At 73.4% G+C, this 25577-nt stretch carries 28 protein-coding genes and 2 pseudogenes; 14 read left to right on the plus strand and 16 right to left on the minus strand.

Features of this window, described 5'->3' with window-relative positions; translation table 11 throughout:
- Positions 1-34 precede the first annotated feature (34 nt).
- Both N8I86_RS32535 and N8I86_RS32540 read right to left on the minus strand, forming a co-directional pair.
- Positions 35-1186 carry an FAD-dependent oxidoreductase gene (locus N8I86_RS32535; protein WP_263279383.1) on the minus strand — a complete coding sequence of 384 codons (1152 nt, stop codon included), beginning with the start codon at positions 1184-1186 and terminating at the stop codon, positions 35-37.
- 188 nt (positions 1187-1374) lie between these two features.
- Complete coding sequence (locus N8I86_RS32540) at positions 1375-2037, minus strand: TetR/AcrR family transcriptional regulator (RefSeq protein ID WP_263279384.1); 663 nt, start codon at positions 2035-2037, stop codon at positions 1375-1377.
- Between the two features lie 164 nt (positions 2038-2201).
- Here N8I86_RS32540 and N8I86_RS32545 point away from each other — a divergent pair, with 164 nt between their 5' ends.
- The gene (locus tag N8I86_RS32545) at positions 2202-3215 is read left to right on the plus strand and encodes a LacI family DNA-binding transcriptional regulator (RefSeq protein ID WP_385326210.1); all 1014 of its coding nucleotides are present in this window, start codon (positions 2202-2204) and stop codon (positions 3213-3215) included.
- A gap of 61 nt (positions 3216-3276) precedes the next feature.
- On the opposite strand, the gene trxA is transcribed toward N8I86_RS32545, so the two are convergent.
- The gene (trxA, locus tag N8I86_RS32550) at positions 3277-3654 is read right to left on the minus strand and encodes a thioredoxin (RefSeq protein ID WP_073891116.1); all 378 of its coding nucleotides are present in this window, start codon (positions 3652-3654) and stop codon (positions 3277-3279) included.
- Between the two features lie 140 nt (positions 3655-3794).
- Between trxA and N8I86_RS32555 the strand changes: the two genes are divergently transcribed.
- Entirely contained in the window at positions 3795-5225 is a 1431-nt protein-coding gene (locus tag N8I86_RS32555) for a dihydrolipoyl dehydrogenase family protein (protein WP_263279386.1), read from the plus strand.
- A gap of 7 nt (positions 5226-5232) precedes the next feature.
- On the opposite strand, the gene N8I86_RS32560 is transcribed toward N8I86_RS32555, so the two are convergent.
- Positions 5233-5877, minus strand: coding sequence for a peptide deformylase (locus tag N8I86_RS32560; RefSeq protein WP_073891113.1), 645 nt, complete (start codon positions 5875-5877; stop codon positions 5233-5235).
- 128 nt (positions 5878-6005) lie between these two features.
- Here N8I86_RS32560 and N8I86_RS32565 point away from each other — a divergent pair, with 128 nt between their 5' ends.
- From N8I86_RS32565 to N8I86_RS32575, 3 genes and pseudogenes are all read left to right on the plus strand, one after another.
- Positions 6006-7397 carry a PepSY-associated TM helix domain-containing protein gene (locus N8I86_RS32565; protein ID WP_263279387.1) on the plus strand — a complete coding sequence of 464 codons (1392 nt, stop codon included), beginning with the start codon at positions 6006-6008 and terminating at the stop codon, positions 7395-7397.
- 91 nt (positions 7398-7488) lie between these two features.
- Positions 7489-7884, plus strand: coding sequence for a BlaI/MecI/CopY family transcriptional regulator (locus N8I86_RS32570; protein WP_073891110.1), 396 nt, complete (start codon positions 7489-7491; stop codon positions 7882-7884).
- Between the two features lie 6 nt (positions 7885-7890).
- A pseudogene (locus N8I86_RS32575) lies at positions 7891-8819 on the plus strand (M56 family metallopeptidase).
- A gap of 87 nt (positions 8820-8906) precedes the next feature.
- Here the strand turns inward: N8I86_RS32575 and N8I86_RS32580 are convergent.
- The 3 genes from N8I86_RS32580 to N8I86_RS32590 are packed head-to-tail and all read right to left on the minus strand — an operon-like array spanning position 8907 to position 10248.
- Entirely contained in the window at positions 8907-9266 is a 360-nt protein-coding gene (locus N8I86_RS32580; protein ID WP_123440520.1) for a tetratricopeptide repeat protein, read from the minus strand.
- Between the two features lie 50 nt (positions 9267-9316).
- Positions 9317-9763 (minus strand): helix-turn-helix domain-containing protein, encoded by a 447-nt coding sequence (locus tag N8I86_RS32585; RefSeq protein ID WP_263279388.1) that lies wholly within the window; start codon positions 9761-9763, stop codon positions 9317-9319.
- Positions 9760-10248, minus strand: coding sequence for a MarR family winged helix-turn-helix transcriptional regulator (locus N8I86_RS32590; RefSeq protein WP_263279389.1), 489 nt, complete (start codon positions 10246-10248; stop codon positions 9760-9762). Before N8I86_RS32590 ends, N8I86_RS32585 begins: the two co-directional genes overlap by 4 nt.
- Before the next feature lie 91 nt (positions 10249-10339).
- Here N8I86_RS32590 and N8I86_RS32595 point away from each other — a divergent pair, with 91 nt between their 5' ends.
- From N8I86_RS32595 to N8I86_RS32625, 7 genes and pseudogenes are all read left to right on the plus strand, one after another.
- On the plus strand, positions 10340-10543 hold the full coding sequence (locus N8I86_RS32595) for a hypothetical protein (RefSeq protein ID WP_263279390.1): 204 nt from the start codon (positions 10340-10342) through the stop codon (positions 10541-10543).
- Complete coding sequence (gene kdpF / locus N8I86_RS32600; RefSeq protein ID WP_009326374.1) at positions 10540-10629, plus strand: K(+)-transporting ATPase subunit F; 90 nt, start codon at positions 10540-10542, stop codon at positions 10627-10629. The genes N8I86_RS32595 and kdpF overlap by 4 nt, the downstream gene beginning before the upstream one ends.
- 8 nt (positions 10630-10637) lie before the next feature.
- Positions 10638-12299 carry a potassium-transporting ATPase subunit KdpA gene (gene kdpA / locus N8I86_RS32605; protein WP_263279391.1) on the plus strand — a complete coding sequence of 554 codons (1662 nt, stop codon included), beginning with the start codon at positions 10638-10640 and terminating at the stop codon, positions 12297-12299.
- Positions 12299-14428 (plus strand): potassium-transporting ATPase subunit KdpB, encoded by a 2130-nt coding sequence (kdpB, locus tag N8I86_RS32610; RefSeq protein WP_263279392.1) that lies wholly within the window; start codon positions 12299-12301, stop codon positions 14426-14428. The genes kdpA and kdpB overlap by 1 nt, the downstream gene beginning before the upstream one ends.
- 5 nt (positions 14429-14433) lie before the next feature.
- Positions 14434-15141: a potassium-transporting ATPase subunit C gene (locus tag N8I86_RS32615; protein WP_263279393.1), complete on the plus strand. Its 708-nt coding sequence runs from the start codon at positions 14434-14436 to the stop codon at positions 15139-15141.
- A gap of 212 nt (positions 15142-15353) precedes the next feature.
- Positions 15354-15716, plus strand: a complete 363-nt coding sequence (locus N8I86_RS32620) for an SAV_915 family protein (RefSeq protein WP_263279394.1) — start codon at positions 15354-15356, stop codon at positions 15714-15716.
- A 24-nt stretch (positions 15717-15740) separates the two neighbouring features.
- A pseudogene (locus N8I86_RS32625) lies at positions 15741-15968 on the plus strand (diaminopimelate decarboxylase); the annotation flags it as partial.
- Between the two features lie 24 nt (positions 15969-15992).
- On the opposite strand, the gene N8I86_RS32630 reads toward N8I86_RS32625, so the two are convergent.
- From N8I86_RS32630 to N8I86_RS32655, 6 genes are all read right to left on the minus strand, one after another.
- Entirely contained in the window at positions 15993-17963 is a 1971-nt protein-coding gene (locus N8I86_RS32630) for a potassium transporter Kup (protein WP_263279395.1), read from the minus strand.
- 182 nt (positions 17964-18145) lie between these two features.
- The gene (locus N8I86_RS32635) at positions 18146-19111 is read right to left on the minus strand and encodes a pirin family protein (protein ID WP_263279396.1); all 966 of its coding nucleotides are present in this window, start codon (positions 19109-19111) and stop codon (positions 18146-18148) included.
- A 131-nt stretch (positions 19112-19242) separates the two neighbouring features.
- Positions 19243-19593: a hypothetical protein gene (locus N8I86_RS32640; protein ID WP_263279397.1), complete on the minus strand. Its 351-nt coding sequence runs from the start codon at positions 19591-19593 to the stop codon at positions 19243-19245.
- The gene (locus N8I86_RS32645; RefSeq protein WP_404830849.1) at positions 19590-20057 is read right to left on the minus strand and encodes an RNA polymerase sigma factor; all 468 of its coding nucleotides are present in this window, start codon (positions 20055-20057) and stop codon (positions 19590-19592) included. The genes N8I86_RS32640 and N8I86_RS32645 overlap by 4 nt, the downstream gene beginning before the upstream one ends.
- A 270-nt stretch (positions 20058-20327) precedes the next feature.
- Positions 20328-20807, minus strand: coding sequence for a hypothetical protein (locus tag N8I86_RS32650; protein ID WP_263279398.1), 480 nt, complete (start codon positions 20805-20807; stop codon positions 20328-20330).
- A gap of 117 nt (positions 20808-20924) precedes the next feature.
- Positions 20925-21620 carry a type 1 glutamine amidotransferase domain-containing protein gene (locus N8I86_RS32655; RefSeq protein ID WP_263279399.1) on the minus strand — a complete coding sequence of 232 codons (696 nt, stop codon included), beginning with the start codon at positions 21618-21620 and terminating at the stop codon, positions 20925-20927.
- A gap of 144 nt (positions 21621-21764) precedes the next feature.
- On the opposite strand from N8I86_RS32655, the gene N8I86_RS32660 reads away from it, so the two are divergent.
- Entirely contained in the window at positions 21765-22670 is a 906-nt protein-coding gene (locus N8I86_RS32660) for a LysR family transcriptional regulator (protein ID WP_073892079.1), read from the plus strand.
- Positions 22671-22695: 25 nt separating this feature from the next.
- On the opposite strand, the gene N8I86_RS32665 is transcribed toward N8I86_RS32660, so the two are convergent.
- Positions 22696-23268, minus strand: a complete 573-nt coding sequence (locus N8I86_RS32665) for a GNAT family N-acetyltransferase (protein WP_073891089.1) — start codon at positions 23266-23268, stop codon at positions 22696-22698.
- A 2-nt stretch (positions 23269-23270) separates the two neighbouring features.
- Complete coding sequence (locus N8I86_RS32670; RefSeq protein WP_263279400.1) at positions 23271-23870, minus strand: HD domain-containing protein; 600 nt, start codon at positions 23868-23870, stop codon at positions 23271-23273.
- 53 nt (positions 23871-23923) lie between these two features.
- On the opposite strand from N8I86_RS32670, the gene N8I86_RS32675 reads away from it, so the two are divergent.
- Positions 23924-24610 (plus strand): transmembrane-type terpene cyclase, encoded by a 687-nt coding sequence (locus tag N8I86_RS32675; RefSeq protein WP_241840869.1) that lies wholly within the window; start codon positions 23924-23926, stop codon positions 24608-24610.
- On the opposite strand, the gene N8I86_RS32680 is transcribed toward N8I86_RS32675, so the two are convergent.
- Positions 24600-25571, minus strand: coding sequence for an NAD(P)-dependent alcohol dehydrogenase (locus N8I86_RS32680; protein WP_263279401.1), 972 nt, complete (start codon positions 25569-25571; stop codon positions 24600-24602). The two genes, N8I86_RS32675 and N8I86_RS32680, sit on opposite strands and share 11 nt — an antisense overlap.
- Positions 25572-25577: the final 6 nt, after the last annotated feature.

Consider the following 25577-nt stretch of genomic DNA (forward strand, 5'->3'; position numbering starts at 1 on the left):
GACCCGTCCGGTCCGCCCAGTTCGCCTACTCCGCCTACTCCGGCCGCCCGGCGAACATGTCGAGCAGCCCCTGCGGCGCGTCGGCCCGGAACATCAGCTCTCCGCTGTGCGCCGAGTCCGCCGCCGAGGCCTCGGCCCGCGGGAACATCGCGGCCTCGTAGGCGGCCAGCGCGGCCTCGGTGTCCCCCGGGTGCGCGGCCAGCGCCAGGCCGAGGTCCGCACCGTCGGCCAGCGCCAGGTTGGCGCCCTCGCCGGCGAACGGCGACATCAGGTGGGCGGCGTCGCCGAGCAGCGTGACCCCCGGGACCCGGTCCCAGCGGTGCCCGACCGGCAGGGCGAACATCCGCCGCGGGACCAGCGTGCCGTCCGCGTCCCCGACCAGCGCCCGCAGGTTCTCCGCCCAGCCGTCGAACTCCTTCAGCACCGCCGACCTCGCCGCCTCGGCGTCCGTGAAGTCGATGCCGTCCAGCCAGTCCTCGGGCGCCACGACGGCCGCGTACACGTGCAGGCTGCCGTCCGTCTCGCGATGGGCGAGGAAGCCGCGGCCCGTGCCGAGCGCGAACAGCATCCCGCCGCCGACCAGCTGCGCGCTCACCGGGTGGCGCAGATCGGCGTCCCAGAGGTCCGCCTCGACGAACGACACGCCTGTGTAGGCGGGCACGGCCGCGGACAGCAGCGGCCGCACGCGTGACCAGGCGCCGTCCGCGCCGACCAGCACGTCCGTGGTGAAGGCGGAGCCGTCGGCGAGCGTCACCTCGTGCCGGCCGCCGCCCAGCGGACGCGCCCCGGTCACCTTGGCGCCCCAGCGGACCGTCCCCTCCGGGAGGGAGTCGAGCAGCAGGTCCCGCAGCTCACCGCGGTCGATCTCGGGGCGGCCGCCGGTGCCGTCGTCGGTCTCCGCCAGCCGGACGGTGCCGTGCCGGTCGAGGACCCGCATGGCCTGGCCGCCCGCATGGACACGGGCCAGGAACTCGTCGTACAGCCCGGCGGCACGCAGGGCCGGCTGCCCGGAGTCGTCGTGGATGTCCAGCATGCCGCCCTGGATGCGGGCAGCCGCCGAGGCGTCCAGGTCGAAGACGGCGGCCTCGATGCCGTGCACGTGCAGCACCCGGGCGAGGGTGAGCCCGCCGAGCCCGGCGCCGACGACGGCGACGGGGTGGTGCGGGCGGGAGGGGGCGGTGGTCATGGTGGCCTCCTGGCCGGTCGGTCGGGCACGGCGGTCCGCCGGAGGTGGTGATCGGCGGGGTGCGACGGTCCGTTCGATGCGGTGGCCGGTCGGGCCACGGCGGTCCGCCGGAAGTGGTGCCCGGCGAGGCGGGGTGATCCGGGCGGTGCCGTGGTCGGTCGGGTACGGCGGTCCTCCCGGTGTCGTCGTCAGTCGGGTACGGCGGTCCGTTCGATGCCGTGGATCAGGGTCCGGAAGGCCCAGGAGAGGCGGGCCTCGGGGGTGCCGGACAGCAGCGCGTCGGCGGAGGCGGCGATGTGCGGATGGGTGTCCGCGGGCGCCTCGCGCAGAGCCCGGATCACCGGCTGCCACTCGTCCGGGGACTCCTCGCCGGCGTGCTCCGCGGCCGTCGCCATCGCGTGCTGGAGCAGCAGATCGACCCCCCAGGCCGCCTGCTCGCGGGGCACACCGCCCGATAGGAGCAGTTCCAGCAGGGTCTCGACAAGACGCAGGTAGTGCGGCCCGCTGGGGCGGGCGGTCAGGGCCGAGCGGGCGAGGCTCGGGTGCTCCAGGAGCATCGCGGTGCAGCCGGTCAGCACCTTCTCCAGCCGCTCCCGCCAGTCGCCCTCGGCCGGCGCGGGGCCGATCGTGCCGAGGAGCTCGTCCAGCACCGCCGCGTGCAGCTCGTCCGTGTTGCGGACGTAGACGTACAGCGAGGCCGGTCCGGTGTCGAGTTCCCGCGCCAGCCGCCGCATGGTGACCTTGCGCAGGCCTTCGGCGCGCAGGATCGCGACGGCGGCGGCGACGATGCCCTCCCTGCTCAGGGCGGCCTTGGCGGGACGTTCGCGGCGGGAACGGGGAGCAGCGGTCATGCCTGGAGGTTAACGAACATGTTCGTTGCGAACAAGTTCGTGACGAACAAGTTCGTGACGAACATGTTCGGAGGAATGTACGTTCGACCCGATTTCGTCCAACGGTGAACCACGTTCCCCCGGCTGCGCCCCGCCGCCGCGCCTCTGCCAAGATGCGCTCTGTCATGGTGCAGATACCGAACACGCCCACGAGCGCCGACGTGGCCCGCCTGGCCGGCGTCTCGCGCGCGACCGTGTCCTACGTCCTCAACAACACCAGCGCCGTACGCATCAGCGAGCCGACGCGCCGGCGCGTCCGCGAGGCCGCCCGGGAACTCGGGTACGTCCCCCACGCCGCCGCCCGCAGCCTGCGCGCCGGACACAGCCGTATGGTCCTCATGCCCGCCCCGGCGATCCCGGTGGGCCCGCTCTACAGCGGGTTCCTCAACGAACTCCAGTGGGCGCTGGGCCGCCTCGACTACACGGTCGTGCAGTACGGCAGCGTCGGCCTCCAGGGGGACGAAGCGGCCCGCGCCTGGGCCGAGTTGAGGCCGGTCGCCGTGCTCGTTCCGGGTGCGGGGCTGGGCCCGCAGGGCGTCCACGTCCTCAAACGGTCCGGCGCCCGGGCCGTCGTCACCCTCGGCCCCGACCGGGTCGAGGGCGCCCACGCGCTGCTCATGGACCACGAGGCCGTCGGCCAGTGCGCGGGCGCCCACCTGTACGAAGGGGGCCGGCGCCGGATCGGTGTCGTCGTACCCGAGGAGGCGGGCCTTGAGGCCTACTCACGGCCCCGGCTCGCGGGCGTGCGCCAGGCACTGAAGGGCACGGACGCGACGGTGACCGAGCTGCCGCTCGCCTACACCGAGGAGGCGGCCGCCCGGCTGGCCGCCCGACTCGCCGTGCCAGGGCGGGAGTCGGGGCTCGACGCGCTGTTCGCCTACAACGACGAGTACGCGATGCTGCTGATGCGCGCGCTCCAGGACGAGGGCGTGCGCATTCCGCAGGAGCTCGCCGTGATCGGCGCCGACGACCTGATGCTCGGCCGGCTGCTGCGGCCCCGCCTCAGCACCGTCCACATCGAACTGCCCTCCGGCCGCGACCTCGCCGAACTGGTCGACCGCGCCGTACGCGACCCCGGCGGCGAACCGGAGGTGCACCGGGTGCTGGGTGCCTCGGTCGTCCGGCGCGAGTCCAGCTGACCCGGGACCCGCCGGCGGCGGCACGCCGGACGACCGCCAAGCGGTGACGAACGGCGCGTGCCTACTCGGCGGCGCCGCCCTCCTGCTCGGCGATGCTCTTGCGGACCTCGTCCATGTCGAGCTTGCGGGCCTGCTCGATGACGTCCGCGAGAGCGGCCTCCGGCAGGGCGCCCGGCTGGGCGAAGATCGCGACCTTGTCCCGGACGATCATCAGCGTCGGGATCGACTGGATGCCGAACGCCTGGGCCAGCTCCGGCTGGGCCTCGGTGTCCACCTTGCCGAAGACCAGGTCCGAGTTCTCCTCGGCGGCCTTGTCGTACACGGGCGCGAACTGGCGGCACGGGCCGCACCAGGACGCCCAGAAGTCGATGAGAACGAAGTCGTTCTCGGTGACCGTCTGGTCGAAGTTCTCCTTGGTCAGCTCCACGGTGCTGCTCATGGCGTGTGTCCCTCTTCCTGGTGTGCGGTGTGCCGACGGCGGAAACACGGCCGCCGGGCCGCCTATTCCACACGTGCATGCCTGTGTTCCGCGCGCGTACCCATGTGGCCTCGGCGCACACCACCCACCAGACTGGCCCCATGACGGAAACGGAATCCATCGCGTACGACGTCGTGGTGATCGGGGGCGGACCCGTGGGGGAGAACGTCGCCGACCGCACCCGGGCGGCCGGTCTCACCACCGCGCTCGTGGAGAGCGAACTGGTCGGCGGCGAGTGCTCGTACTGGGCCTGCATGCCCAGCAAGGCCCTGCTCAGGCCGGTCATCGCCCAGTCCGACGCCCGCCGGCTGCCCGGCCTGGCCGAGGCGGTCCAGGGGTCCCTGGGCACCCCGGCCGTGCTCGCCCGCCGCGACGAGTTCACCTCCCACTGGAAGGACGACGGCCAGGTCGCCTGGCTCGACGGCACCGGCACCGACCTCTACCGCGGCCAGGGCCGGCTCGCCGGGCCCCGCACGGTCGCCGTGACCGCCCCCGACGGCACGGTCACCACCCTCACCGCCCGGCACGCCGTCGCCGTCTCCACCGGCACCCGGGTCCAACTGCCCGACCTGCCCGGCCTCGCCGACGTGCGGCCCTGGACCAGCCGCGAGGCGACCAGCGCCAAGGCCGCACCGGGGCGGCTGATCGTCGTCGGCGGCGGTGTCGTCGCCACCGAGATGGCCACCGCCTGGCAGGCCCTCGGCTCGCGGGTGACGCTGCTGGTGCGCGGCAAGGGCCTGCTGAACCGGATGGAGCCGTTCGCCGGGGAACTGGTCGCCGAGGCCCTCACCGAGGCGGGCGTCGACGTCCGCACCGGCACCTCCGTGGAGTCCGTCAGCCGCGTGAACGGCACGGTCGTGGCCGTGACCGGCACCGGCGACCGTATCGAGGCCGACGAGATCCTCTTCGCCACCGGCCGCGCCCCGCACACCGACGATCTCGGCCTGGAGAGCGTCGGCCTGGAGCCGGGCTCCTGGCTGGAGACCGACGACAGTCTGCTCGTCACCGGCACCGACTGGCTGTACGCGGTCGGCGACGTCAACCACCGCGCCCTGCTGACCCACCAGGGCAAGTACCAGGCCCGCATCGCGGGAGCCGCGATCGCCGCCCGCGCCGCCGGCGGTCCCCTGCTGGACGAGCCGTGGGGCGCGCACGCGGCCACCGCCGACCACGGCGCCGTACCCCAGGTCGTCTTCACCGACCCCGAGGCCGCGGCGGTCGGTCTCTCCCTCGCCGAGGCGGAACAGGCCGGCCACCGCGTCCGCGCCGTGGACGTGGAGTTCTCCTCCGTGGCCGGCGCGGGCCTGTACGGCGACGGCTACAAGGGCCGCGCCCGTATGGTCGTCGACCTGGAGGAGGAGATCCTGCGCGGTGTCACCTTCGTCGGCCCCGGCGTCGGCGAACTCATCCACTCGGCCACCGTCGCCGTCGTCGGCCAGGTCCCGGTCGGCCGCCTGTGGCACGCGGTCGCCTCGTACCCGACGCTCAGCGAGGTCTGGCTGCGGCTGCTGGAGGCCTACCGCGACAGCTGACCCCTCGTCAGGGTAGCTCGAAGCCCAGGGCCCCGGCCGCCGTACGCGGGGTCGGCTGCGACCACAGGGCCGTCACCGCCGCGTTCGTGGACAAGGAGCGCGGCTCGGCCCGGTCCAGGTAGAGGACGCCGTCCAGGTGGTCCGTCTCGTGCTGGACGATGCGTGCCGGCCAGCCGCCGAACACCTCGTCCAGCGCGCGGCCCCGCTCGTCCTCGGCACGCAGCCGCACCTCGGCGTGCCGGGCGACCACCGCCTGCCAGCCCGGCACGCTCAGGCAGCCCTCGAAGAACGCGGCGCGGGCGCTGCCGGCCGGCTCGTACACCGGGTTGACCAGCACCCGGAAGGGCTGCGGGACGCGGCCGCGGGCCACCGCGATCTCCTCGGGCACCGGTGCCGGGTCCTCGATGACCGCGATCCGCAACTCCACCCCGACCTGGGGCGCGGCGAGGCCCACACCGGGGGCCGCGTGCATGGTCTCGCGCAGCGCCTCGACGAAGCGGGCCAGCAGGGCCGGGCCCAGCTGGCCCTCGTACGGCTCGGTGCCGCGCCGCAGCACCGGCTGTCCGGCCGCGACGATGGGCAGGGGGCCGCCGGCCGCGAGGAGTTCCTCGACGCGCTCGGCGAGCGGTGCGTGCTCGGGGGGAGGTGCCATCGCGTCAGGATGCCATGCCCGCACCGCCGTCTGTGTCATACGTCACCAACACCCCGGGGAACTCCGCCCCTTCGCGGTCCGACTACTGGACCGCCCCCGCTTGAGCACCGAGCCCCCGGAGAACCCCGATGACCACCGCTCCTCCGAGCGCCCCGGCGGAGGCGGCCCGCTCCGCCGCCCGCGGCCACTGGGCGCCCCTGCGACCCCTCGTCCTGCGCCTGCACTTCTACGCCGGCGTGCTGGTCGCCCCCTTCCTGCTGCTCGCCGCCGTCACCGGCCTGCTCTACGCCGGCTCCTTCCAGGCCGAGAAGCTCCTGTACGGCCACGAGACGACCGTCGCCGTCGGGGAGCGCGAACTGCCCGTCTCCGCCCAGGTGGCCGCCGCCCGCGAGAACCACCCGGAGGGCACCGTCTCCGCCGTGCGCCCGTCCGCCCAACCCGGCGCCACCACCCGCGTGCTGCTCTCCGGCGTCAAGGGCGTCGACCCGGACCGCACCCTCGCCGTGTTCGTCGACCCGTACACCGGCAAGGTACGCGGCGCGCTCGAACAGTACGGCTCGACGGGCGCGCTGCCCCTGCGCACCTGGATCGACCAGCTGCACGCCAACCTGCACCTGGGCGAGACCGGCCGGCTCTACAGCGAACTGGCCGCCAGCTGGCTGTGGGTGGTCACGGCCGGCGGGCTGGTGCTCTGGTTCTCCCGGCGGCGCGCCCTGCGCAAGGTGCGCGGCACGGGCGGGCGCCGGCGCACCCTCGGCCTGCACGGCACCGTCGGCGTCTGGACCGCCGCCGGGTTCCTGTTCCTGTCCGCGACCGGACTGACCTGGTCCACCTATGCGGGCGCCCACATCGACGAGCTGCGCACCTCCCTGCGCCAGGCCACCCCGTCCCTCTCGGCCACGGCGGGCGGCGAGCACACGGGCCACGGCACGGGGGCGGGCACCACCGGCGGCGCCGGGCACGGCGTGGGCCTGGACCGGGTGCTCGCGGCGGCACGCGCGAAGGGCCTCGACGACCCCGTGGAGATCGTGCCGCCGGCGGACGCGGACAGCGCCTACGTCGTCCGGCAGATCCAGCGGAGCTGGCCGACCGCGCAGGACGCGGTCGCCGTCGACCCCGCCACCGGCCGGGTCACCGACGAACTGCGGTTCGCCGACTACCCCGTCCTCGCCAAGCTCACCCGATGGGGGATCGACCTGCACACCGGCGTGCTCTTCGGGCTCGTCAACCAGATCGCGCTCGCCCTGCTCGCCGTCGCCCTGATCCTGCTCGTCGTGTGGGGCTACCGCATGTGGTGGCAGCGCGGCCGGGGCTCCTCCTTCGGCCGGCCCGTGCCGCGCGGCGCCTGGGCCGAGGTGCCGCCGTACATCCTCGTCCCGGCGCTCGCCGCCGTCGCCGTACTGGGCTGGTTCGTGCCGCTGCTCGGCATACCGCTGGCCGTCTTCCTCGCCGTGGACGTCGCCCTCGGTGAGATCGCGTACCGGCGCCGTGGCCGCGAAGGTGTCGGCGGCGTGAAGTAGCGTGGGCGCCACGCCGACGCGGAGATGTCGGGCGGGGCGCGATCCGGGTGCCGGCGGGCGATCCGGGCCGTGGGGAAGGGGAGACGGGGAGATGGCGCGGGAGGACGGCCGGGTCCGGCGCGGCCAGGGGGAGTTGGAGGGCCAGGTCCTCGGCGCGCTGCGCGAGGCGGACGGACCGGTCACCGCCGCCTGGGTGCGCCGGCGTCTGGGCGGCGACCTCGCCCCCACCACCGTCGTCACGATCCTCACCCGGCTGCTCGCCAAGGACGTCGTCTCCCGCGAACGGCGGGGCCGTTCCTTCGTCTGGACGCCGACCGCCGACGTGGCCCGGCTCGCCGCCCTGCGCATGCGCCGGCTGCTGGACGGCGAACGGGACCGCGAGGCCGTCCTGGCCAGCTTCGTCACCACCCTTCCGCCCGGTGACGAGCAAGTGCTCAGGGCGCTGCTCGACCTTCCGGGCACCGACGCCGGCGGTACGGGGGACTGACCGGCCGTGGGAGTCTTCGTCTTCCTGCCACTGGTCCTGCCGCTGTCCGCCTGGCCGGTCGCCCGGCTCGCCGAGACGGGGCTGCACCCGCGCACCGCGACCCGGCTGCTGACGGCCGTCGCCGTCGTCATGGCCGTGTGCAGCACCCTGTGCCTGGCCCTGCTCATGGTGGTCGGCACCGCCCAACTCCCCGGCAACCCCCTCCCGGACGGCTGGTCCGACTCCCGGGTGCGGGCCGCCGTCCCCTACGACGAGGTGGCCGGCCGAGCCGCCATCCCCGCGCTCGCCCTGGTCGCGGCCGTCTGCGTCCGCACCCTGTGGCGGCACCGGCGGGTCACCCGGGGTGCCCGGCGGGCCCTGGCCGCGCTGCCGGGCCGTACCGTGGCGGTGCTGCCCGACGCCACGCCGTACGCCTACGCCCTGCCCGGGCGCCGGGGCCGGATCGTCGTCACCACCGCCCTGCTGGCCGGGCTCGCCCCCGCCGAGCGGCGCTCCCTGTTCGCCCATGAGCGCGCCCACCTGGCCGGCCGCCACCAGCGGCACCTGCTCGCCGCACACCTGGCCGCCCGGGCCAACCCCTTCCTGCGCCCCCTGCGCACCGCCGTCCTCTACACGGCCGAGCGGTGGGCCGACGAGGAGGCGGCCCGCGCGGTCGGCGACCGGCGGACGGTCGCCCGCGCCATCGGCCGGGCCGCGCTGCTGTCCGCCGGCACCCCCTCCCCACCCTCCCCGCGCTGGCCGCGACCGGTCCCGTGCCGCGCCGGGTGGCGGCCCTGCTGGCCCCGGCCCCCGTGGCCCGCAGCTGGCCGTCGGCCTTCACCCCGGTCGGTCTCGCCGCCTGGGGAGCCGCCGCGGGGGCGCTGGCGTCCGCGATGTCGTCGGCGAACTCCGCCGTCGCCCTCTTCCGTATCCTGCACGCGGCGACCCCCCTGTGACCCGCGGGCGGACATGCCGAGGGTCCGGTCCCCGTCGGGAACCGGACCCTGGGCGTACGACCCACCCGGCGTCGGACGCGGGGCGGCTCACTCCTGCGGGAAGTCACCCGCGAGCGCCGAGGCGACCCGCAGGTGCCGCTCCGCCTCCTCGTGCCGCGACTGCCGCTGGAGCGTGCGGCCCAGCATCAGCCGCGCGTAGTGCTCCACCGGGTCACGCTCGACGATGATCCGCAACTCGGTCTCGGCGCGCCGCAGTTGGGCCGAGTGGTAGTAGGAGCGGGCCAGCAGCAGCCGCGGCCCCGTCTGCTCCGGCACCTCCTCGACCAGCCCGGCCAGCACCCGCGCCGCGCCCGCGTAGTCCTTCGCGTCGAAGAACTGCCGCGCCCGCTCCCAGCGCTCCGCCGGCGTGCCGTGGTCGTAGTACGTGGTCTGCGCTTGCGTCTCCACTCGTGACCTCCTTCGAGGGCCACAACGGAAAGAGATTGTTCAATATTCCACTACTTCCGCAGGGCGGCCAGTTCCGCGTCGGCCCGCTCGGTCACCAGGGCGAGCACCCGTCCGGCGACCGAGCGGTCCTCCTCGGGGATGCCCGCGTACAGGCGGTCGGCGATCGCCGTGGTCTCGGCCGCGGCCGTGGCGTACAGCTCCCGCCCGGCCTCCGTGAGGCGCACACCGGACGGCTCCTCGGAGGTCAGCAGGCCGGCACCGTGAAGGTCGCCGATCGCGCGCCGCACCTCCGCCTCGTCGACCTTCACGGTGCCGGCGACGCCGTCGATCAGGGCCGTCTCCCCGGCCGGCCCGTCCGTGACGGAGGCGAGCCGGAGGGTGACGAACTGGAGGAAGGTGACGCCGTGCGGGGCGAGGACGTGCTCCAGGACGGCGCGCGAGGCGTAGTGGGCGAGGCCGATGGCGCGGCCGTCGACGCGGGGTGCGGTGGTGGTCATGACTGCTCCGTCTCGTGATCGGTGGTGCCGAACGGGTCGAGCGGTGTGTCGAGCAGGGTCGTCAGGTCGCGGGTGAACTGCCGGGCGCGCGGGCTGTCCGGGCCGCCGAGCGGCGCCAGCAGCTGCCCCAGCAGTCCCCGGACGACGTCGATCGCCTTCCCGGTGACCTCCCGGCCCTGCTCGGTGAGGGCGAGCTGTACGGCGCGCGGGTCGGCGGGGTCCTTGGCGCGGGTGAGGAGTCCGGCCGTCTCCAGGCCGCGGGCCAGTTTGGAGACGTACAGCGCCTCCAGACCGGTGTGGTCGGCGAGCCGGCGCTGACTGGGCCGCACACCGGTGCGCTGCATGCCGTACAGCGAGGCCACCAGTGCGTACTGCGCGTGCGTCAGCCCCAGCGGCGCCACCGCGCGGTCCACGGCGACCCGCCACTTCGTCGACAGCCGCCACACCAGGAAGCCCGGCGTGGCCCCTTCGGTTTCCCTGCTCATGGCTCCATACAGTACATGGCTACTATGTACATGGCTACTGTTTACGGGTCCACGGGCACCTGCGGCCGGATCGCCATGGGCCGGCCGCCGTATGGGGCCCGTCAAGGCCGGAAGCGGCGCCGTAAGAGAGCCGTCAACGGCGACCGGATCGGGCCGTGGAGGAGGTTTCCTCGAACCGTCCGATCCAAGAACCTCACTCCAGGAGCTCGCGATGGCCGATCTGGCCTTCGTCGTCACCGTGCTCGCGGCCTTCGCGCTGGTGGCCCTCGTCGCCCGGGGGGTGACCAAGCTGTGACCGCCGAGAACGTCGTCGGCCTCGTCGTGGCCGTCGCCCTGCTGGGATACCTCGTCCTCGCCCTGATCTTCCCGGAGAGGTTCTGAGCCACCCCATGAACCCCGCAACCGCGAGCGTGCTCCAACTGCTCGCCCTCATAGGCGTGCTGGCGCTCGTCCACGTCCCCTTCGGCGACCACATGGCCCGGGTCTACTCCTCCGCGAAGCACCTGCGGATGGAGAAGGGGATCTACAGGGCCATCGGTGCCGATCCCGACACCGAGATGACCTGGCCCGCGTATCTGCGCGCGGTCCTCGCCTTCTCGGCCGTCGGCGTCCTGTTCCTCTACCTGCTCCAGCGGCTCCAAGGCGTACTGCCCGGCTCGATGGGCTTCTCCTCGGTGAACCCGGCACAGTCGTTCAACACGGCCGTGTCGTTCGTGACCAACACCAACTGGCAGTCGTACTACGGCGAGCAGACCATGGGGCACGTCGTGCAGACCGCAGGTCTGGCCGTGCAGAACTTCGTCTCCGCCGCCGTCGGCATGGCGGTCGCCGTGGCGCTCGTCCGGGGGTTCGCCCGGTCGCGCACCGGTGAACTCGGCAACTTCTGGGCCGATCTGGTGCGCGGCACCCTGCGGATCCTGGTGCCGGTCGCCGCCGTCGCCGCGGTGGTCCTCGTGGCCTGCGGGGTGATCCAGAACTTCTCCGGCATCCACGAGGTCGGGCAGTTCATGGGCGGCTCGCAGCAGTGGAACGGCGGCGCGGTCGCCTCCCAGGAGGCCATCAAGGAGCTGGGCACCAACGGCGGCGGCTACTTCAACGCCAACTCCGCCCACCCCTTCGAGAACCCCACCGCCTTCACCAACCTGTTCGAGGTCTTCCTGATCCTGGTGATCCCGTTCTCCCTGACCCGCACCTTCGGTGTGCTGGTCGGGTCGGCGAGGCAGGGCTACGCGATCCTCGCCACCATGGGCGCGATCTGGCTCGGGTTCACCGCGCTGATGATGTGGACCGAGTTCGCCCACCACGGCCCGGCGCTCCAGGCCGCGGGCGGGGCGATGGAGGGCAAGGAGGTCCGCTTCGGCGTCGGCGGCTCGTCGATCTTCGCGGTGGCGACCACGCTCACCTCGACCGGCGCGGTGGACTCCTTCCACTCCTCCTTCACCGGGCTCGGCGGCGGTATCACGATGCTGAGCATGATGCTCGGCGAGATCACGCCCGGCGGCACCGGCTCCGGCCTCTACGGCATCCTGATCATGGCGGTCATCGCGGTGTTCATCGCCGGCCTCATGGTCGGCCGTACGCCCGAGTACCTGGGCAAGAAGATCGGCGCGCGGGAGATGAAGCTGGCGGCGGCCTACATCCTGATCACCCCGGCGCTGGTGCTCGTGTTCACGGCCGCCTCGATGGCGCTGCCGACCCCGCCGCACTCGATGCTCAACTCCGGCGCGCACGGGTTCTCCGAGGTGCTGTACGCCTTCACCTCCGCCGCCAACAACAACGGTTCGGCCTTCGCCGGGCTGAACGCCAACACCGACTGGTTCAACACCATGACCGGGCTCGCGATGCTCCTGGGCCGCTTCCTGCCGATGGTGTTCGTCCTGGCACTGGCCGGCTCGCTCGCCGGGCAGCGGCCGGTGCCGGTCACCGCGGGCACCCTGCGCACCGAGAAACCCCTGTTCGCCGGTCTGCTGGTCGGCGCGATCCTGATCATCACCGGTCTCACGTACTTCCCGGCCCTCGCCCTGGGCCCGCTCGCCGAAGGACTGGCGTGATGACCACCGACACCGAGAAGCACGAGGACTCCATGTCCACTCCCACCCTCGCACCCCACCGGGACGCGCCGACCGGACACGACCGGCCCGAAGGACGTGTCGGAGGGGGCCACTTCGACGCCGGGCAGCTGCTCACGTCCGTGCCGGAGGCGCTCCGCAAGCTCGACCCCCGGGTGATGGTCAAGTCGCCCGTGATGTTCGTGGTGTGGATCGGCTCCGTGCTGACCACCGTCTTCTCCTTCCAGCACCCGGGGGACTGGTTCGGCTGGACCATCAGCGCCTGGCTGTGGCTGACGGTGCTCTTCGCCAACCTGGCGGAGGCGGTCGCCGAGGGCCGCGGCAAGGCCCAGGCCGACACCCTGCGCAGGGCCAAGACCGACACCGTCGCGCGCCGGCTGCTGACGGAAGGCTCCGAGGAACGGGTGCCGGGCACCGCGCTGCGGATCGGCGACCTGGTGGTCTGCGAGGCCGGTGACGTCGTCCCCGGTGACGGCGATGTCGTCGAGGGCGTCGCCTCGGTGGACGAGTCGGCGATCACCGGCGAGTCCGCTCCCGTGATCCGCGAGTCCGGCGGCGACCGTTCCGCGGTGACCGGCGGCACGAAGGTCCTCTCCGACCGGATCGTCGTCAGGATCACGACGAGACCGGGCGAGACCTTCATCGACCGGATGATCGGTCTCGTCGAGGGCGCGGCCCGGCAGAAGACGCCCAACGAGGTCGCGCTGAACATCCTGCTGGCCTCGCTGACCATCGTCTTCCTGCTGGCCTGCGCCACACTGCCGCCGCTCGCCGACTACGCGGGCACCCACCTGAGCCTGGTCGTGCTGGTGGCCCTGCTGGTCTGCCTGATCCCGACCACCATCGGCGCGCTGCTCTCCGCGATCGGCATCGCGGGCATGGACCGCCTCGTCCAGCGCAACGTCCTCGCGATGTCGGGCCGTGCGGTGGAGGCCGCCGGTGACGTCTCCACGCTGCTGCTGGACAAGACCGGCACCATCACCCTCGGCAATCGCCGGGCCGCCGAGTTCGTGCCGGTGAGCGGCACCACCGAGGCGGAGGTCGCCGACGCGGCCCAGTTGTCCTCCCTCGCGGACGAGACGCCCGAGGGGCGTTCCGTCGTCGTCCTGGCGAAGGAGCGGTACGGACTGCGCGAGCGCCACCAGGGCGAGTTGGCGCACGCCGAGTGGATCGAGTTCACCGCCCAGACCCGCATGTCGGGCGTGGACGTCGACGGCCGCCGGATCCGCAAGGGTGCCGTCGCCTCGGTCGCCGCCTGGGTCGAGGAGCAGGGCGGCACGGTCGCCGGGGACGCCGGCGGCATCGCCGCCCGTGTCTCCGAGGCGGGCGGCACCCCGCTCCTGGTCGCCGTCCACGACGGCGAGGGCGCCCGCGTCCTCGGGGTGATCCACCTGAAGGACGTCGTCAAGGACGGCATGCGGGAACGGTTCGGCGAACTGCGCCGCATGGGCATCAGAACGGTCATGATCACGGGTGACAACCCGCTGACCGCCAAGGCGATCGCCGCCGAGGCGGGCGTCGACGACTTCCTCGCCGAGGCCACCCCCGAGGACAAGATGGCCCTCATCAAGCGGGAACAGGCCGGCGGCAAGCTGGTCGCGATGACCGGCGACGGCACCAACGACGCGCCCGCCCTCGCCCAGGCGGACGTCGGCGTGGCGATGAACACCGGTACGTCGGCCGCCAAGGAGGCCGGCAACATGGTCGACCTCGACTCCGACCCGACCAAGCTCATCGAGATCGTCGAGATCGGCAAACAACTGCTCATCACCCGGGGCGCGTTGACGACCTTCTCCATCGCCAACGACGTCGCGAAGTACTTCGCGATCATCCCCGCCCTGTTCGCGGCGGTCTACCCGGGTCTGGACGCACTGAACATCATGCGGCTGTCCTCGCCGGACTCCGCGATCCTGTCGGCCGTCGTCTTCAACGCGCTGATCATCATCGCGCTGGTGCCGCTCTCCCTGAAGGGCGTGCGGTACAAGCCGGTCAGCGCCGACCGGATGCTGCGGCGCAACCTCGGTGTCTACGGCATCGGCGGCCTGATCGCCCCGTTCATCGGCATCAAGATCATCGACCTGCTCCTCTCCCTCATCCCCGGAATCGGCTGACCGCCATGAACAACTCCGTAACGAACACCGCCCGGTTGCTCGGGGCGGGCCTGCGCGCCCTGCTCGTGCTGACCCTGGTCACCGGCGTCCTCTACCCGCTGGCCGTCACCGGCGTCGCCCAGGGCCTGTTCCACGAGAAGGCGAACGGCTCCAAGATCGAGGCGGACGGCAGGGTCGTCGGCTCCTCCCTGATCGGGCAGCACTACGACCTGCCTCTGAAGAAGGGCCAGGACACACCCGACCCGGACCTGAAGTGGTTCCAGGGCCGCCCGGCCGGCGGACTCGGCGGCAACAGCGTGAACACGCGGTACAAGCTGATCCTGTCCGGCGCGACGAACCTGGCCGCCGACAGCGGTGCCGTGAACGGTACGTGCCCGGCCGAACCCGAGGCCGGCACGCTCTGCGCCCGGGTGCTCGCCGCCAAGGCCGCCGTGGTGAAGGACAACTCGGTGCCCGGGTACACGGTGAAGCCGTCGGACGTTCCCGCCGACGCCGTCACCTCGTCCGGCTCCGGCCTGGACCCGGCCATCTCCCCGGCGTACGCCGCACTCCAGGTCCACCGGGTCGCCGCGCGGAACGGCCTGCCCGTCGCGGAGGTCCAGAAGCTGGTCGAGGACCACACGCAGGGCCGCGCCCTCGGCTTCATCGGTGAGCCGCAGGTCAACGTCCTCGAGCTCAACATCGCGGTCAAGGACCTCGCGGCGAGGCGGTGACGGACCGGTACGCCCGAACGCGAGCCGGCGGTCCGGGAGCCGGTCCCGGACCGCCGGCTCCCGCCGCCCGCCTCTCGCCCGCTGTCAGCGTCCCGTCAACGTCGCCCGCATCGCCGTCAGCGTCCCGTCAGGACCGGCTCGTCGGCCGGAGACGGCGGGCATGACCTCACCAGCGAAGCCCCGATCCCGTCCAGCCCCTCCGGAGGCACCCCATGGCAGACATCCTCGACGACGACCCCGAGCCCTCCGAACGATTCCCGGCCGGACCCCTGTACGTACCGGTCCGGCCGGGTCCCTCCGGGAGTGCGGCCCGGATCTTCCGCACCCCGCTCGGCCGGCGCACGGCCGTCGGCTTCACCTCCGAGCACCGGCTGACCGCCCTCCTCGGCCCCGGGCAGGCGTGGATCCGGCTCGCGGAGCCCGCCCTGCGCGCGCTGACCGCACCGCTCGGCGTCACCACCGTCACGGTCGACCCCCAGTTCACCGCCCCGGCACCCGCGCCCTTCGCCGCGCCGGTACCGGTCGCACCGGCTCTGCCGGTCACGCGCGAGACCCCCGCCCTGCGAACCGCCTGAGAGGGGCAGCCCCGATGACCCGCGACCGTGGTGGGCCGCCACTGTGAGGCCGGCGACGTGCTCGCGGCCGACGCGGATCTGCCCGCGGACGTACGGCCGGGCGACCTGCTCGCCGTTCCCGTGGCGGGCGCGTACCACCTGTCCAACCTGGTCGGCCGCCCGCCGGTCGTCGCCGTGCGCGACGGACTGGCCCGTCTGCTGGTCCGCCGGGAATCCCTGGAGGACATCCGCCGCCGTGACGTGGGACTGTGACCCGGCCGCACCTCTACACCCCGATCACACCTCGATGTGCGAGCCCATGATGACCGTGCGGTCACGGGGGAGGCCGAAGTACTCGGCGGCGTCCGCGGTGATGTAGGAGGTGGCGATGAACAGCCGCTTGCGCCACGGCGCCATCGTCGGTTCCTTACCGCGCCGGAGGTCGATCTTCGACAGGAAGTAGGACGCCTCGTCGAGCCGCAGCGATCCTTCGGTGCGGACCGGCTCCAGCATGGCCATCGTGCTGGGGACGTCCGGCGTCTCCATGTAGCCGAACCGGGCGGTGACGTGGATGATCCCGTCGTCGGTGTAGCCGAGGTCGTCGACGACGAGCCGCCGGTCGGCCGGGACACGCGGAATCGGTTCGGTCTCGATGGCCATGATCACTACCTGGTCGTGCCGCACGTGGTTGTGCTCGACGTTGGCCCGCATGGCCAGGGGGGTGGTCTGCTTGCCCCGGTTGAGGAAGACGGCCGTCCCCGGGACGCGGAGCGTCGGCACCTCTCCGCTGCGGAGGCGGTCGATGAACTCGGGCAGCGGCCCCTCGTCGCGTACGCGTTCCTTGGTGACGATCTCGCGGCCGCGCTGCCAGGTGGTCATGACGGTGAACGCGGTGAGGCCGATCAGCAGCGGCAGCCAGGCGCCGTGGACGAGTTTCGTCAGGTTGGCCGCCACGAACAGCAGGTCGACGAGGAGCAGCACGCTCGCCCCGACGGCGATCAGCCACTTGGGCGTGCCCCACTTGGCGCGGGCGACGTAGAAGAACAGCAGGGTGGTGATGGTGATGGTGCCGGTGACCGCCATGCCGAACGCGAAGGCCAGAGCCGTGGAGCTGCGGAAGGCGAAGACCAGGGTGAGGACCGAGACCATCAGCAGCCAGTTGATCCAGGGGACGTAGATCTGGCCGATCGTGGACTCGGAGGTGTGCGCGATGCGCAGCCTCGGCAGGTAGCCGAGCTGGGCGGCCTGCGAGGTGACCGAGTAGGCCCCGGTGATCACCGCCTGGGAGGCGATCACCGTGGCCGCCGTCGCCAGCAGGACCATCGGCCATCTGCCCCAGTGCGGCACGAGCAGGAAGAAGGGGCTGCTGATGTTGCGGGAATCGGCCAGGATCAGCGCGCCCTGGCCGAAGTAGCTCAGCATGCACGCCGGGAGGACGAGGAACATCCAGCCGCGCGTGATGGCCCGACGGCCGAAGTGCCCCATGTCGGCGTAGAGCGCCTCCGCGCCGGTGACCGAGAGCACGACCGCGGCCAGGGCGAAGAAGGCGGTCCCGAAGTGGCCGATCAGGAAGCCCAGGGCGTACGTGGGCGACAGCGCCCGGAGGATCGCCGGGTGGTCGACGACGCCGACCACGCCGCAGGCGCCGATGACCACGAACCAGGCGATCATGACCGGCCCGAAGATCCGGCCCACCGCCGCCGTCCCCCTGCGCTGCACTAGGAACAGCAGGACGATGATCACCGCGGTGACCGGGACGACCGCGCTCTCCAGCGACGGCTCGACGACCTTGAGCCCCTCGACCGCGGAGAGCACCGAGATCGCCGGGGTGATCATGCTGTCGCCGAAGAACAGCGAGGCGCCGAAGACGCCGAGCGCGGCGAGGACGGCCGTGGCGCGCCGGCCACGCCGCGAGCCCCACCGCCGTACGAGGGTGATCAGCGCCATGATGCCGCCCTCGCCGTCGTTGTCGGCGCGCATCGCCAGCAGCACGTAGGTGACCGTCACGATGATCATCACCGACCAGAACACGAGCGACACCACCCCGTACACGTTCTGCGTGCTGACGGGAACGGGATGCGGGTCGCTCGGGTTGAAGACCGTCTGGAGGGTGTAGATCGGGCTGGTCCCGATGTCGCCGAAGACCACCCCCAGGGCACCGACGACCACGGCGAGCCGTACGGTGTCGTGCCCGCTCGGCCCGTGACTCTCCGGCGGCCGCGACGTCTGTCCGCCGCCCGACGCGGCCCCGTGCCGGGGATCGGACATGGCTCTCTCCTCCGCCGCTGTGCCGCAGGCAGGTGCCTGCGGCGCGACGATACCGACCCCCTTGCACAACCGTTCGCAGCGCACGCCGCGCCGACGCCCCGCGCACCTCGCCCGACCCTCCGACGGCGGAACGGGGCACGTCAGGCCGACTGCTGACGGACGTCGGGCTCACGTCCTTCGGGTCAGCGCACCCTGCCGCGTGGTTTCAGCGGGACCGGGGGGAGGGCGGGGGCGGGCAGTGGGGGGCCGTCGTAGCCCTTGACCTCGCCGAAGCGGCTGCCGGACAGCCAGTCCGCGCGGGCCTGTTCGATGTCCTGCTGGGTGCGGCCGACGAAGTTCCACCACATGATCAGCTCCTCGGCGAACGGTTCGCCGCCCAGCAGCATGATCCCGGCGTCCGACTCCGCGCGCAGCGGCAGTTCGGTCCGCCCGCAGCCCAGGTAGAGCATCGAGCCCGGCAGCACCGGCACCCCGTCCACGTGCACCTCGCCGGACATCGCCAGCACGCCGTACTCGAAGTCCGGTTCCAGGGGCAGGCGGGCCTCGGTGCCCCGGGTGAGGGCGAGGTCGGCGCCCACGATCGGGGTGTACGCCGTCCCGGGGGAGCGGGCGCCGTCCAGTTCGCCCAGGAGCACCGTGACCGTCAGACCGGGGGCGCCGGTGGACGGCAGCTCCGGGTGGAACTCGAAGTCCGGCTCGGTGTCGCGGTGTTCGTCCGGCAGCGCCACCCACAGCTGGGCGCCGTGCAGGAAGCGCGCGTGCGGGCGCGGGCTCTCCTCGGAATGGCTGATCGCGCGGCCGGACGTCATCAGGCCCAGCTGGCGGGGCCGGATCGTCTGCAGGCTGCCCGTCGAGTCCCGGTGCAGCACCTCGCCCTCGTGCAGCCAGCTGACCGTCTGCAACCCGATGTGCGGATGCGGCGGGACCTGCATGCCGGGCTCGTCGGCGATGTCGTCCGGACCGTAGTGGTCCACGAAGGCCCACGCGCCGATCATGCGGCGCCCCAGGTTGGGCAGCAGCCGGCGCACCTCCGTCGACTCGCCCAGCTTCACCCGACGGGGGCTCAGCAGTTCGCGGACCGGTTCGGCGACGACGAATCCGCGGCCACCGCAGACGCTGGGCACGGGCGCGCGGTCAAGGTTGCTCATGCCGTTCAACCTAGCGGTGCGGGCACCGGAGGGTGAGCACGGAAACCCGGCATTTTCCCGGACCGGGTCAACGGGCCGACGTCACCGCTCCACCCCCGGGTGAGGGGGCGCGTCCCCGTTGCCGGAAGCCGTCACGGCCGTGAGGCGCTCGGCGACGGCCGGGCGGCGGAGGGGGTCGCCGAACTCGGCACCGGGGAAGGAGTGCCGACGGCCGGTCCGGACGGCCGGGGCGGGCGCGCCGGTTCGGCCGGGCGGTCCGGTCCGCCGCGCACGGTGAAGAACACCAGCGCCGCCACGGCCGCCAGGGCCAGCACCCCGACCGCGGCCCGGCGCAGCAGCACCCCGGTGGACCGCACCGTGCGGGACGGCGGGGCGAGGGGGCGCAGGTCGGCCGGGTGGACGGACTCCGCCCGCGCGGCCAGGGCGGCCCGCAGCCGCTCCTCGACCCGCGTGCCGGCGGTCCCTCTACCGGAGTCGTTCATCGCAGCCCCTCCAGACGTCGGCCGAGCGCGTCCAGCGCCCGGCTGGCCGTGGACTTGACGGCACCCCGTGAAAGGCCGAGCGTCGCCGCTATCTCGGCCTCGGTCAGATACGACCAGTAGCGCAGCACCAGCACCTCCCGCTGACGCCTGGTCAGCGTGCGCAGCGCGGCCAGCACTTCCCGGTGGTCCTCGTGCAGCAGCACGTCCTCCTCCGGAGCGGGCGCGTGCCCCTCGGCGTGGGGTACGTGGGCCCGTACGGTCCTGCGCCGCCGCAGCACCGAGCGGGCACCGTTGACGACACTCGTCCTCAGGTACGCCTCCGGGTCGTCGAGGGAGGCCAGGCGGCCCCCGTGCCGGCGGAACAGCGCGGTGAAGGCGTCCTGGACGACGTCCTCCGCGGTGGGCAGGTCGTCCACCAGCAGCAACGCCAGCCGCACCAGGGACAACCGGCGGTGGTGGTACAACTCCTCGATGTCCGGGCGCCGTACGGGCTCGGCGAGGCCGGGGCGTCCGCGCCGGCCCGGTTGCCGGGCGTCGCCGACGACGTGCCGGTGCGCGCGAGGACCCGGGCCCGCACGGTCTGTGCGAAGCGCCGCCAGGGCGCGGGGCGTCGGGGAACGCGGTGCCGGTGGTCCCGGGGCAGGGCCGCCGCCGGTGGTGTCGCTGTCGTCATGGGTCTCCCGGGCCGGGGACGGGGAGTCGTCGCGCGACGGCTCCCCGCTCCCGGACCTGCCTCAGTGGTGCCGCGGAACCGGCGCGGGTGCGGGGTGGCCGTGGTGCGGGGCCGGCGCGGCCGTGCGGGCCGCCGAGGGCACCGGGGACGGGGTGGCGGAGCCCGGCACGGGGGACGGGGTGGCCGAGCTCGGCACCGGGGAGGGCGCGGCCGTCGAGGGGACGGGGGAGGGTGTCGCCGTGCGGGTCACCGGCGAGGGCACGGGGGAGGGGGTGGCCGAACGGGACACCTGCGAGGGGACCGGGGACGGTGTCGCGGTGCGCGGCGGCGAGGGGACCGGGGACGGGGTCGCACTGCCGTCCGGGTGGGCCGGGGCCGGCGCGATGGCGGTGCCCGGGCGGGCCGGGGAGTGGCCGCCGTCCTGGGCGGCCCGGGCGGTCATCGTGCCGGCGACGGCCAGCGCGGCGCCGACGGCGGAGACCCCCAGGGCTGCACGCAGCCTGCGGGCGCGGCTCGGGCGGGGGGAACGCTGTGCGGACATGGGTTCCTTCGGTGGCTCGGGGTCGGACATCTGGTCGAAGTGGAGGCCTCCACCCCGACAGACGTCCGGCCCCGGCCGAGGTTGCAGGTGATGCCCGAGAAATTTTCCCCCGGCCGCTCAGCCCAGCCGCTTCAGGAGTTCCCCGGCGACCGCGGCCGAGGAGGCCGGGTTCTGGCCGGTGACGAGGTTGCGGTCGACCACGACGTGCGGTGCCCACGGCTCGGCCGCGCGGACGTCGACGCCCGCCTCGGTGAGCCGGTCCTGCAGCAGCCACGCGGCCCGGCCGGCCAGACCGCCCTGGATCTCCTCCTCATTGGTGAAGGCCGCCGCCCGGTAGCCGGCGAAGGCGTTGGTGCCGTCGGCGCGCACCGCGGCCAGCAGCGCGGCCGGTCCGTGGCAGACCACGCCCAGCGGCCGGCCGGAGTCGAGGGCGGCCACGAGCAGCCTGCCGGACTCGGCGTCCACCGCCAGGTCCTCCATGGGCCCGTGCCCACCGGGGTAGAACACGGCCGCGAAGTCGGCGAGGTCCACCTCCGCGAGCTTCACCGGCGTGGCCAGCTCGGTCATCTCCGCCAGCGCCCGGGCCAGCTCGTCGGCCTTCTCCTGGCCGCCGTTGACCTCGGCGGCCAGGCTCGCCCGGTCCACCGGCGGCACGACACCGCCCGGCGTGGCCACGACGACCTCGTGACCGGCGGCCTTGAGCGCCCGGTAGGGGACCACGGCCTCCTCCGCCCAGAAGCCGGTCGGGTGGAGGGTGCCGTCGGCGAGCGTCCACCGGTCGGCGCCGGTCATCACGAACAGGATCTTCGACATGGGTGTCTCTTCTTCTCCCGGAAGGGTGCGTCTGCCCCCAGAACGTAGGCGAGACGACCCATAGGTATCCAATGAAACGACGCATGACCGGCATAGGGCTGCCTATGGGTGCCGGGGAATACCGGAGCGGTGATACTCGGACGCGTGGAGACCGCTTCCCTCGACCTGAACCTGCTGCGTACCTTCCTGGCCGTGTACCGCTCCGGCTCCTTCACCGGCGCCGCGCGTCTGCTGGGCCTGTCGCAGCCGACCGTCACGACGCAGATGCGCGCGCTGGAACGGCAGACCGGCCGCGAACTGTTCGAACGGCTGCCCCGCGGTGTCGCCCCGACCCCGGTGGCCGACGAACTCGCCGGACGGATCGCCGCGCCGCTGGACGAACTGGCGGCCGTCGCGGGCCCCACCCCGCCCGGGGGTGCCCGCGCGGAGCCCGTCCATCTGGCAGGGCCGGCCGAACTGCTCTGCACCACCGTCCTCCCCGCCCTCGCCCCGCTGGTGGCCGAGGGTGTAAGGCTGCGCGTGTCGACCGGGCTGACCGACCCGCTGCTGGCGGAACTGCGCGCGGGACGGCACGATCTGGTGATCGCCACCACCCGCCCCCGCGGCCGTACCGTGCACGCCGTGCCCCTGGCCGACGAGGAGTTCGTCCTGGTCGCCGCGCCGGTCTGGGCCGGGCGGGCGGCGGACCGGCCGGCCGTCGAGGGGCCGGCCGCCCTGGAGGGCGTGCCGCTGATCACCTACGCGGAGGATCTGCCGATCACCCGCCGCTACTGGCGCCATGTCTTCGGCCGGCGGCTGTCCCGTACCGCCGACATGACCGTGCCCGACCTGCGCGGGGTCCTCGCCGCGGTGGCCGCGGGCGCCGGTTTCGCCGTGCTGCCCCGCTACCTCTGCCAGGAACTGCTCGACTCCGGCGCGCTGGTGGCCCTGCTGGAGCCGGAGGACCCGCCGATCAACACCGGCTTCCTCGTCCAGCGGCCCGGCGCCCCGGACAATCCCGACGTGGCCCGTGTCCGGGCGTCGCTGCTGCGAGCGGCACGCACCTGGTGACACGAGCGGCACACACGTCCCGGGCTCAACTCCCGTGCGCGGAGCCGGTCGTGCCGCCCGTCCACTCCGGTGCCAGGACCGACCAGATCTCCTCGTCGTGCCGTTCACCCCGGTACGGGTGACTTTCCCGCAGGACGGCCTCCTTGCGCATGCCGAGGCGCCGGGCGACCGCGATGCTGGGAGCGTTGCCCGCCGACACCCACCACTCCACGCGGTGGACGCCCCGCTCCCGGACCGCCCAGTCGATCAGCACCCGCACCGCCCGCGTCACCAGCCCGCGGCCCACCGCGGCGGGTTCCAGCCAGCAGCCCGCCTCCGCCGTGCCCAGGACCGCGTCGAACCGGCGCAGGATCACCGCCCCGACCAGGGTGCCGTCGAGCCGGATCCCCCGGATCAGACCCGCGTCGGCCGCCTCCTTCCGGGCGTACGCCCGCAGGAACGCCCGTGCCCCGTCCACGTCCGCGACCACGTCCGGCAGTCCGTTGAACCGCCCGATGAACTCCCGGCCGCGGTCCATGTGCGCGAGGAACTCCTCGGCCTGCCAGGGCTGGAGGGGACACAGCTCGGCGCCGTCGTCACCGAGTGAGCTCGCGTACATGGTCACCTCCGGGTGAGGGGGTGGGACATCTGGTACGCCAGCCTACGGTCGGCGCCCTCCCCGAGGTCCGTGAGCGTCTCGTCCAGTTCCAGGAACCACTCCCACGGCGTCCGCCCGTCGGCGGCGGCCAGCCGGGCCATGACCAGGTCCTCCAGTTCGGCGACGCGCTTGTTCTTCCAGACCTTGTCGGCGAGGCTCACCAGCAGGTCCTCCACACCGATGCCGGGTGCCGTCCACGACGCGTGGGTGCCGGCGAAGCGGGCGAGGTGGGCCGGCACGCCGTGCGTCAGCAGCAACTCCCGCCCCGCCGCCTCGTGCAGGGCGCCGGGACCGGACAGCTCGGCCGGGTGCAGGGCCTTGCCGATGTCGTGCGTGGCGGCACCGAACAGCACCGCCTCGGCGTCGAACTCCAGCCGGGGGCAGCGGTGCCGCACCCAGGCCACGAGCTGCGCGGCGACGTCGTGCACCGCCCTGAGGTGGGCCACCAGCCGGGGCGGGGCGTCGGCCGACGCCAGCAGGGCGGCGGCCCGCCCGGGCAGGGGGCGCAGGGCCGGATCCCCGGTGTCGCCCGTCGCGAGGGATGCTGTGTCGGTGGCGGTCATCGTGCCAGAGTAATCACCGCAGCGGACAGGGCAGTTGGGCGACGGGGATGGGGATGGCGATGGAGACGGTGCACACGGCGTTTCTGCTCGGCACGGGCGGCTTCTGGACCGTGGCCTACGTGCTGCTGATCCGTACGGGCCTGCGGGAGCGGACCTTCGGCATGCCCGTCGTCGCGTTCGCCACCAACATCAGCTGGGAGTTCATGTTCGCCTTCGTGCGGCCACCGTCCGGGGTGATGCACGTCATCAACATCGTCTGGTTCTGCTTCGACGTCGCCATCGGATACACGCTCGTACGCTTCGGGCGCGCCGAATTCCCGTATCTGCCCCGGTCGTTGTTCCTGCCCGCGCTCCTCGCGGTGCTCGCTCTCGCCTATCCGGGCATGAACTACGCGTCCGAGCTGTTCGACGAGGGCGCCGGCGCCGTCACGGCGTTCGCCAGCAACCTGGCGATGTCCGGGATGTTCCTCGCGATGCTCGCCGCCCGCCGCGGTACCCGCGGCCAGTCCGCCGGCATCGCGCTGGCCAAGCTGCTGGGCACCGCCTGCGCGTCCCTGTCGATGCTCACCGATCCCGCTCTGGCGCCCCGCCACGACAACGCCCTCATGTACTACCTCTACGCCGGCTGCTTCCTGCTGGACGCCGCCTATCTCGGCGCCCTGCTCGCCGTGCGCCGTACGGAGCGGACGGTCGCACCGGCCACGGCGACCGTCCCCGCCCGACCGGCGGCTACACCGTGACGACGATCTTCCCCCGCGCGTGCTCCACCTCCAGGTGCCGAATGGCCTGCGGTGCCTCGGCCAGCGGGTACGTCCGGTCGATCACCGGGGCGAGTCTCCCGGACTCGGCCAGGTCCCGCAGATCGGCCAGCATCGCCTTGCTGGGCGCCGGTCCGACGAGTGGCCGCAGCCGCTGGCGCACGAACGGGGACAGCGCCACGCCCTTCAGGATGAGGACGGGCGCCCCGAGGAACTGCCCCGAGCGGCCACCGCCGCCCAGGACCAGTGTCCCGGTGGGCGTGAGGGCGCGCCGGAGGGCGGAGATCCCGTGGCCGGCCACGAGGTCGAGGACGACGTCGTACCGCCGCCCGGCGCGCGTGAAGTCCTCCCGCGTGTAGTCCACGGTGTGGTCCGCGCCCAGCGTCCGGACCAGGTCGGTGTTCCGCGTGCCGCACACGCCGGTCACCTCCGCGCCGAGCGCCTTGGCGATCTGCACGGCGAACGTGCCCACCCCGCCGGACGCGCCGTTGACCAGTACGTGCTGGCCCGGCCGCAGTCCGGCCACGTCCCGCAGTGCGCGCAGGGCCGTGTTCCCGGCCAGCGGCAGCGCCGCCGCCTGCTCGAAGGTCAGGGCGGCGGGCTTGCGCTCCACCCAGGCGTCGGGGACGCACACGTACTCCGCGAACGTGCCGTCGACCTCGCCGAACACCTCGTCACCCGGCCCGAGGCCCCGCACGTTCCGGCCGACCGCCGTCACCACGCCGGCGAAGTCCCGGCCGCGGACCCGGGCGCGGGGACCGCGCAGCCCCAGCGCGAGCCGGGCCACGTACGGGTCGCCGCGCATGAGGTGCCAGTCGTACGCGTTGAGCCCCGCCGCCCGCACCCGCACCAGCACCTGGTCGTCGGCCGGCACCGGTTCGTCCACGTCCCTCAGCTCCAGCACGTCCGGTGAACCGTACCGGTCCTGGACGACCGCCTTCATGGCCCT

This window comes from Streptomyces albidicamelliae (genome assembly GCF_025642175.1).
GTDB lineage: Bacteria > Actinomycetota > Actinomycetes > Streptomycetales > Streptomycetaceae > Streptomyces > Streptomyces albidocamelliae.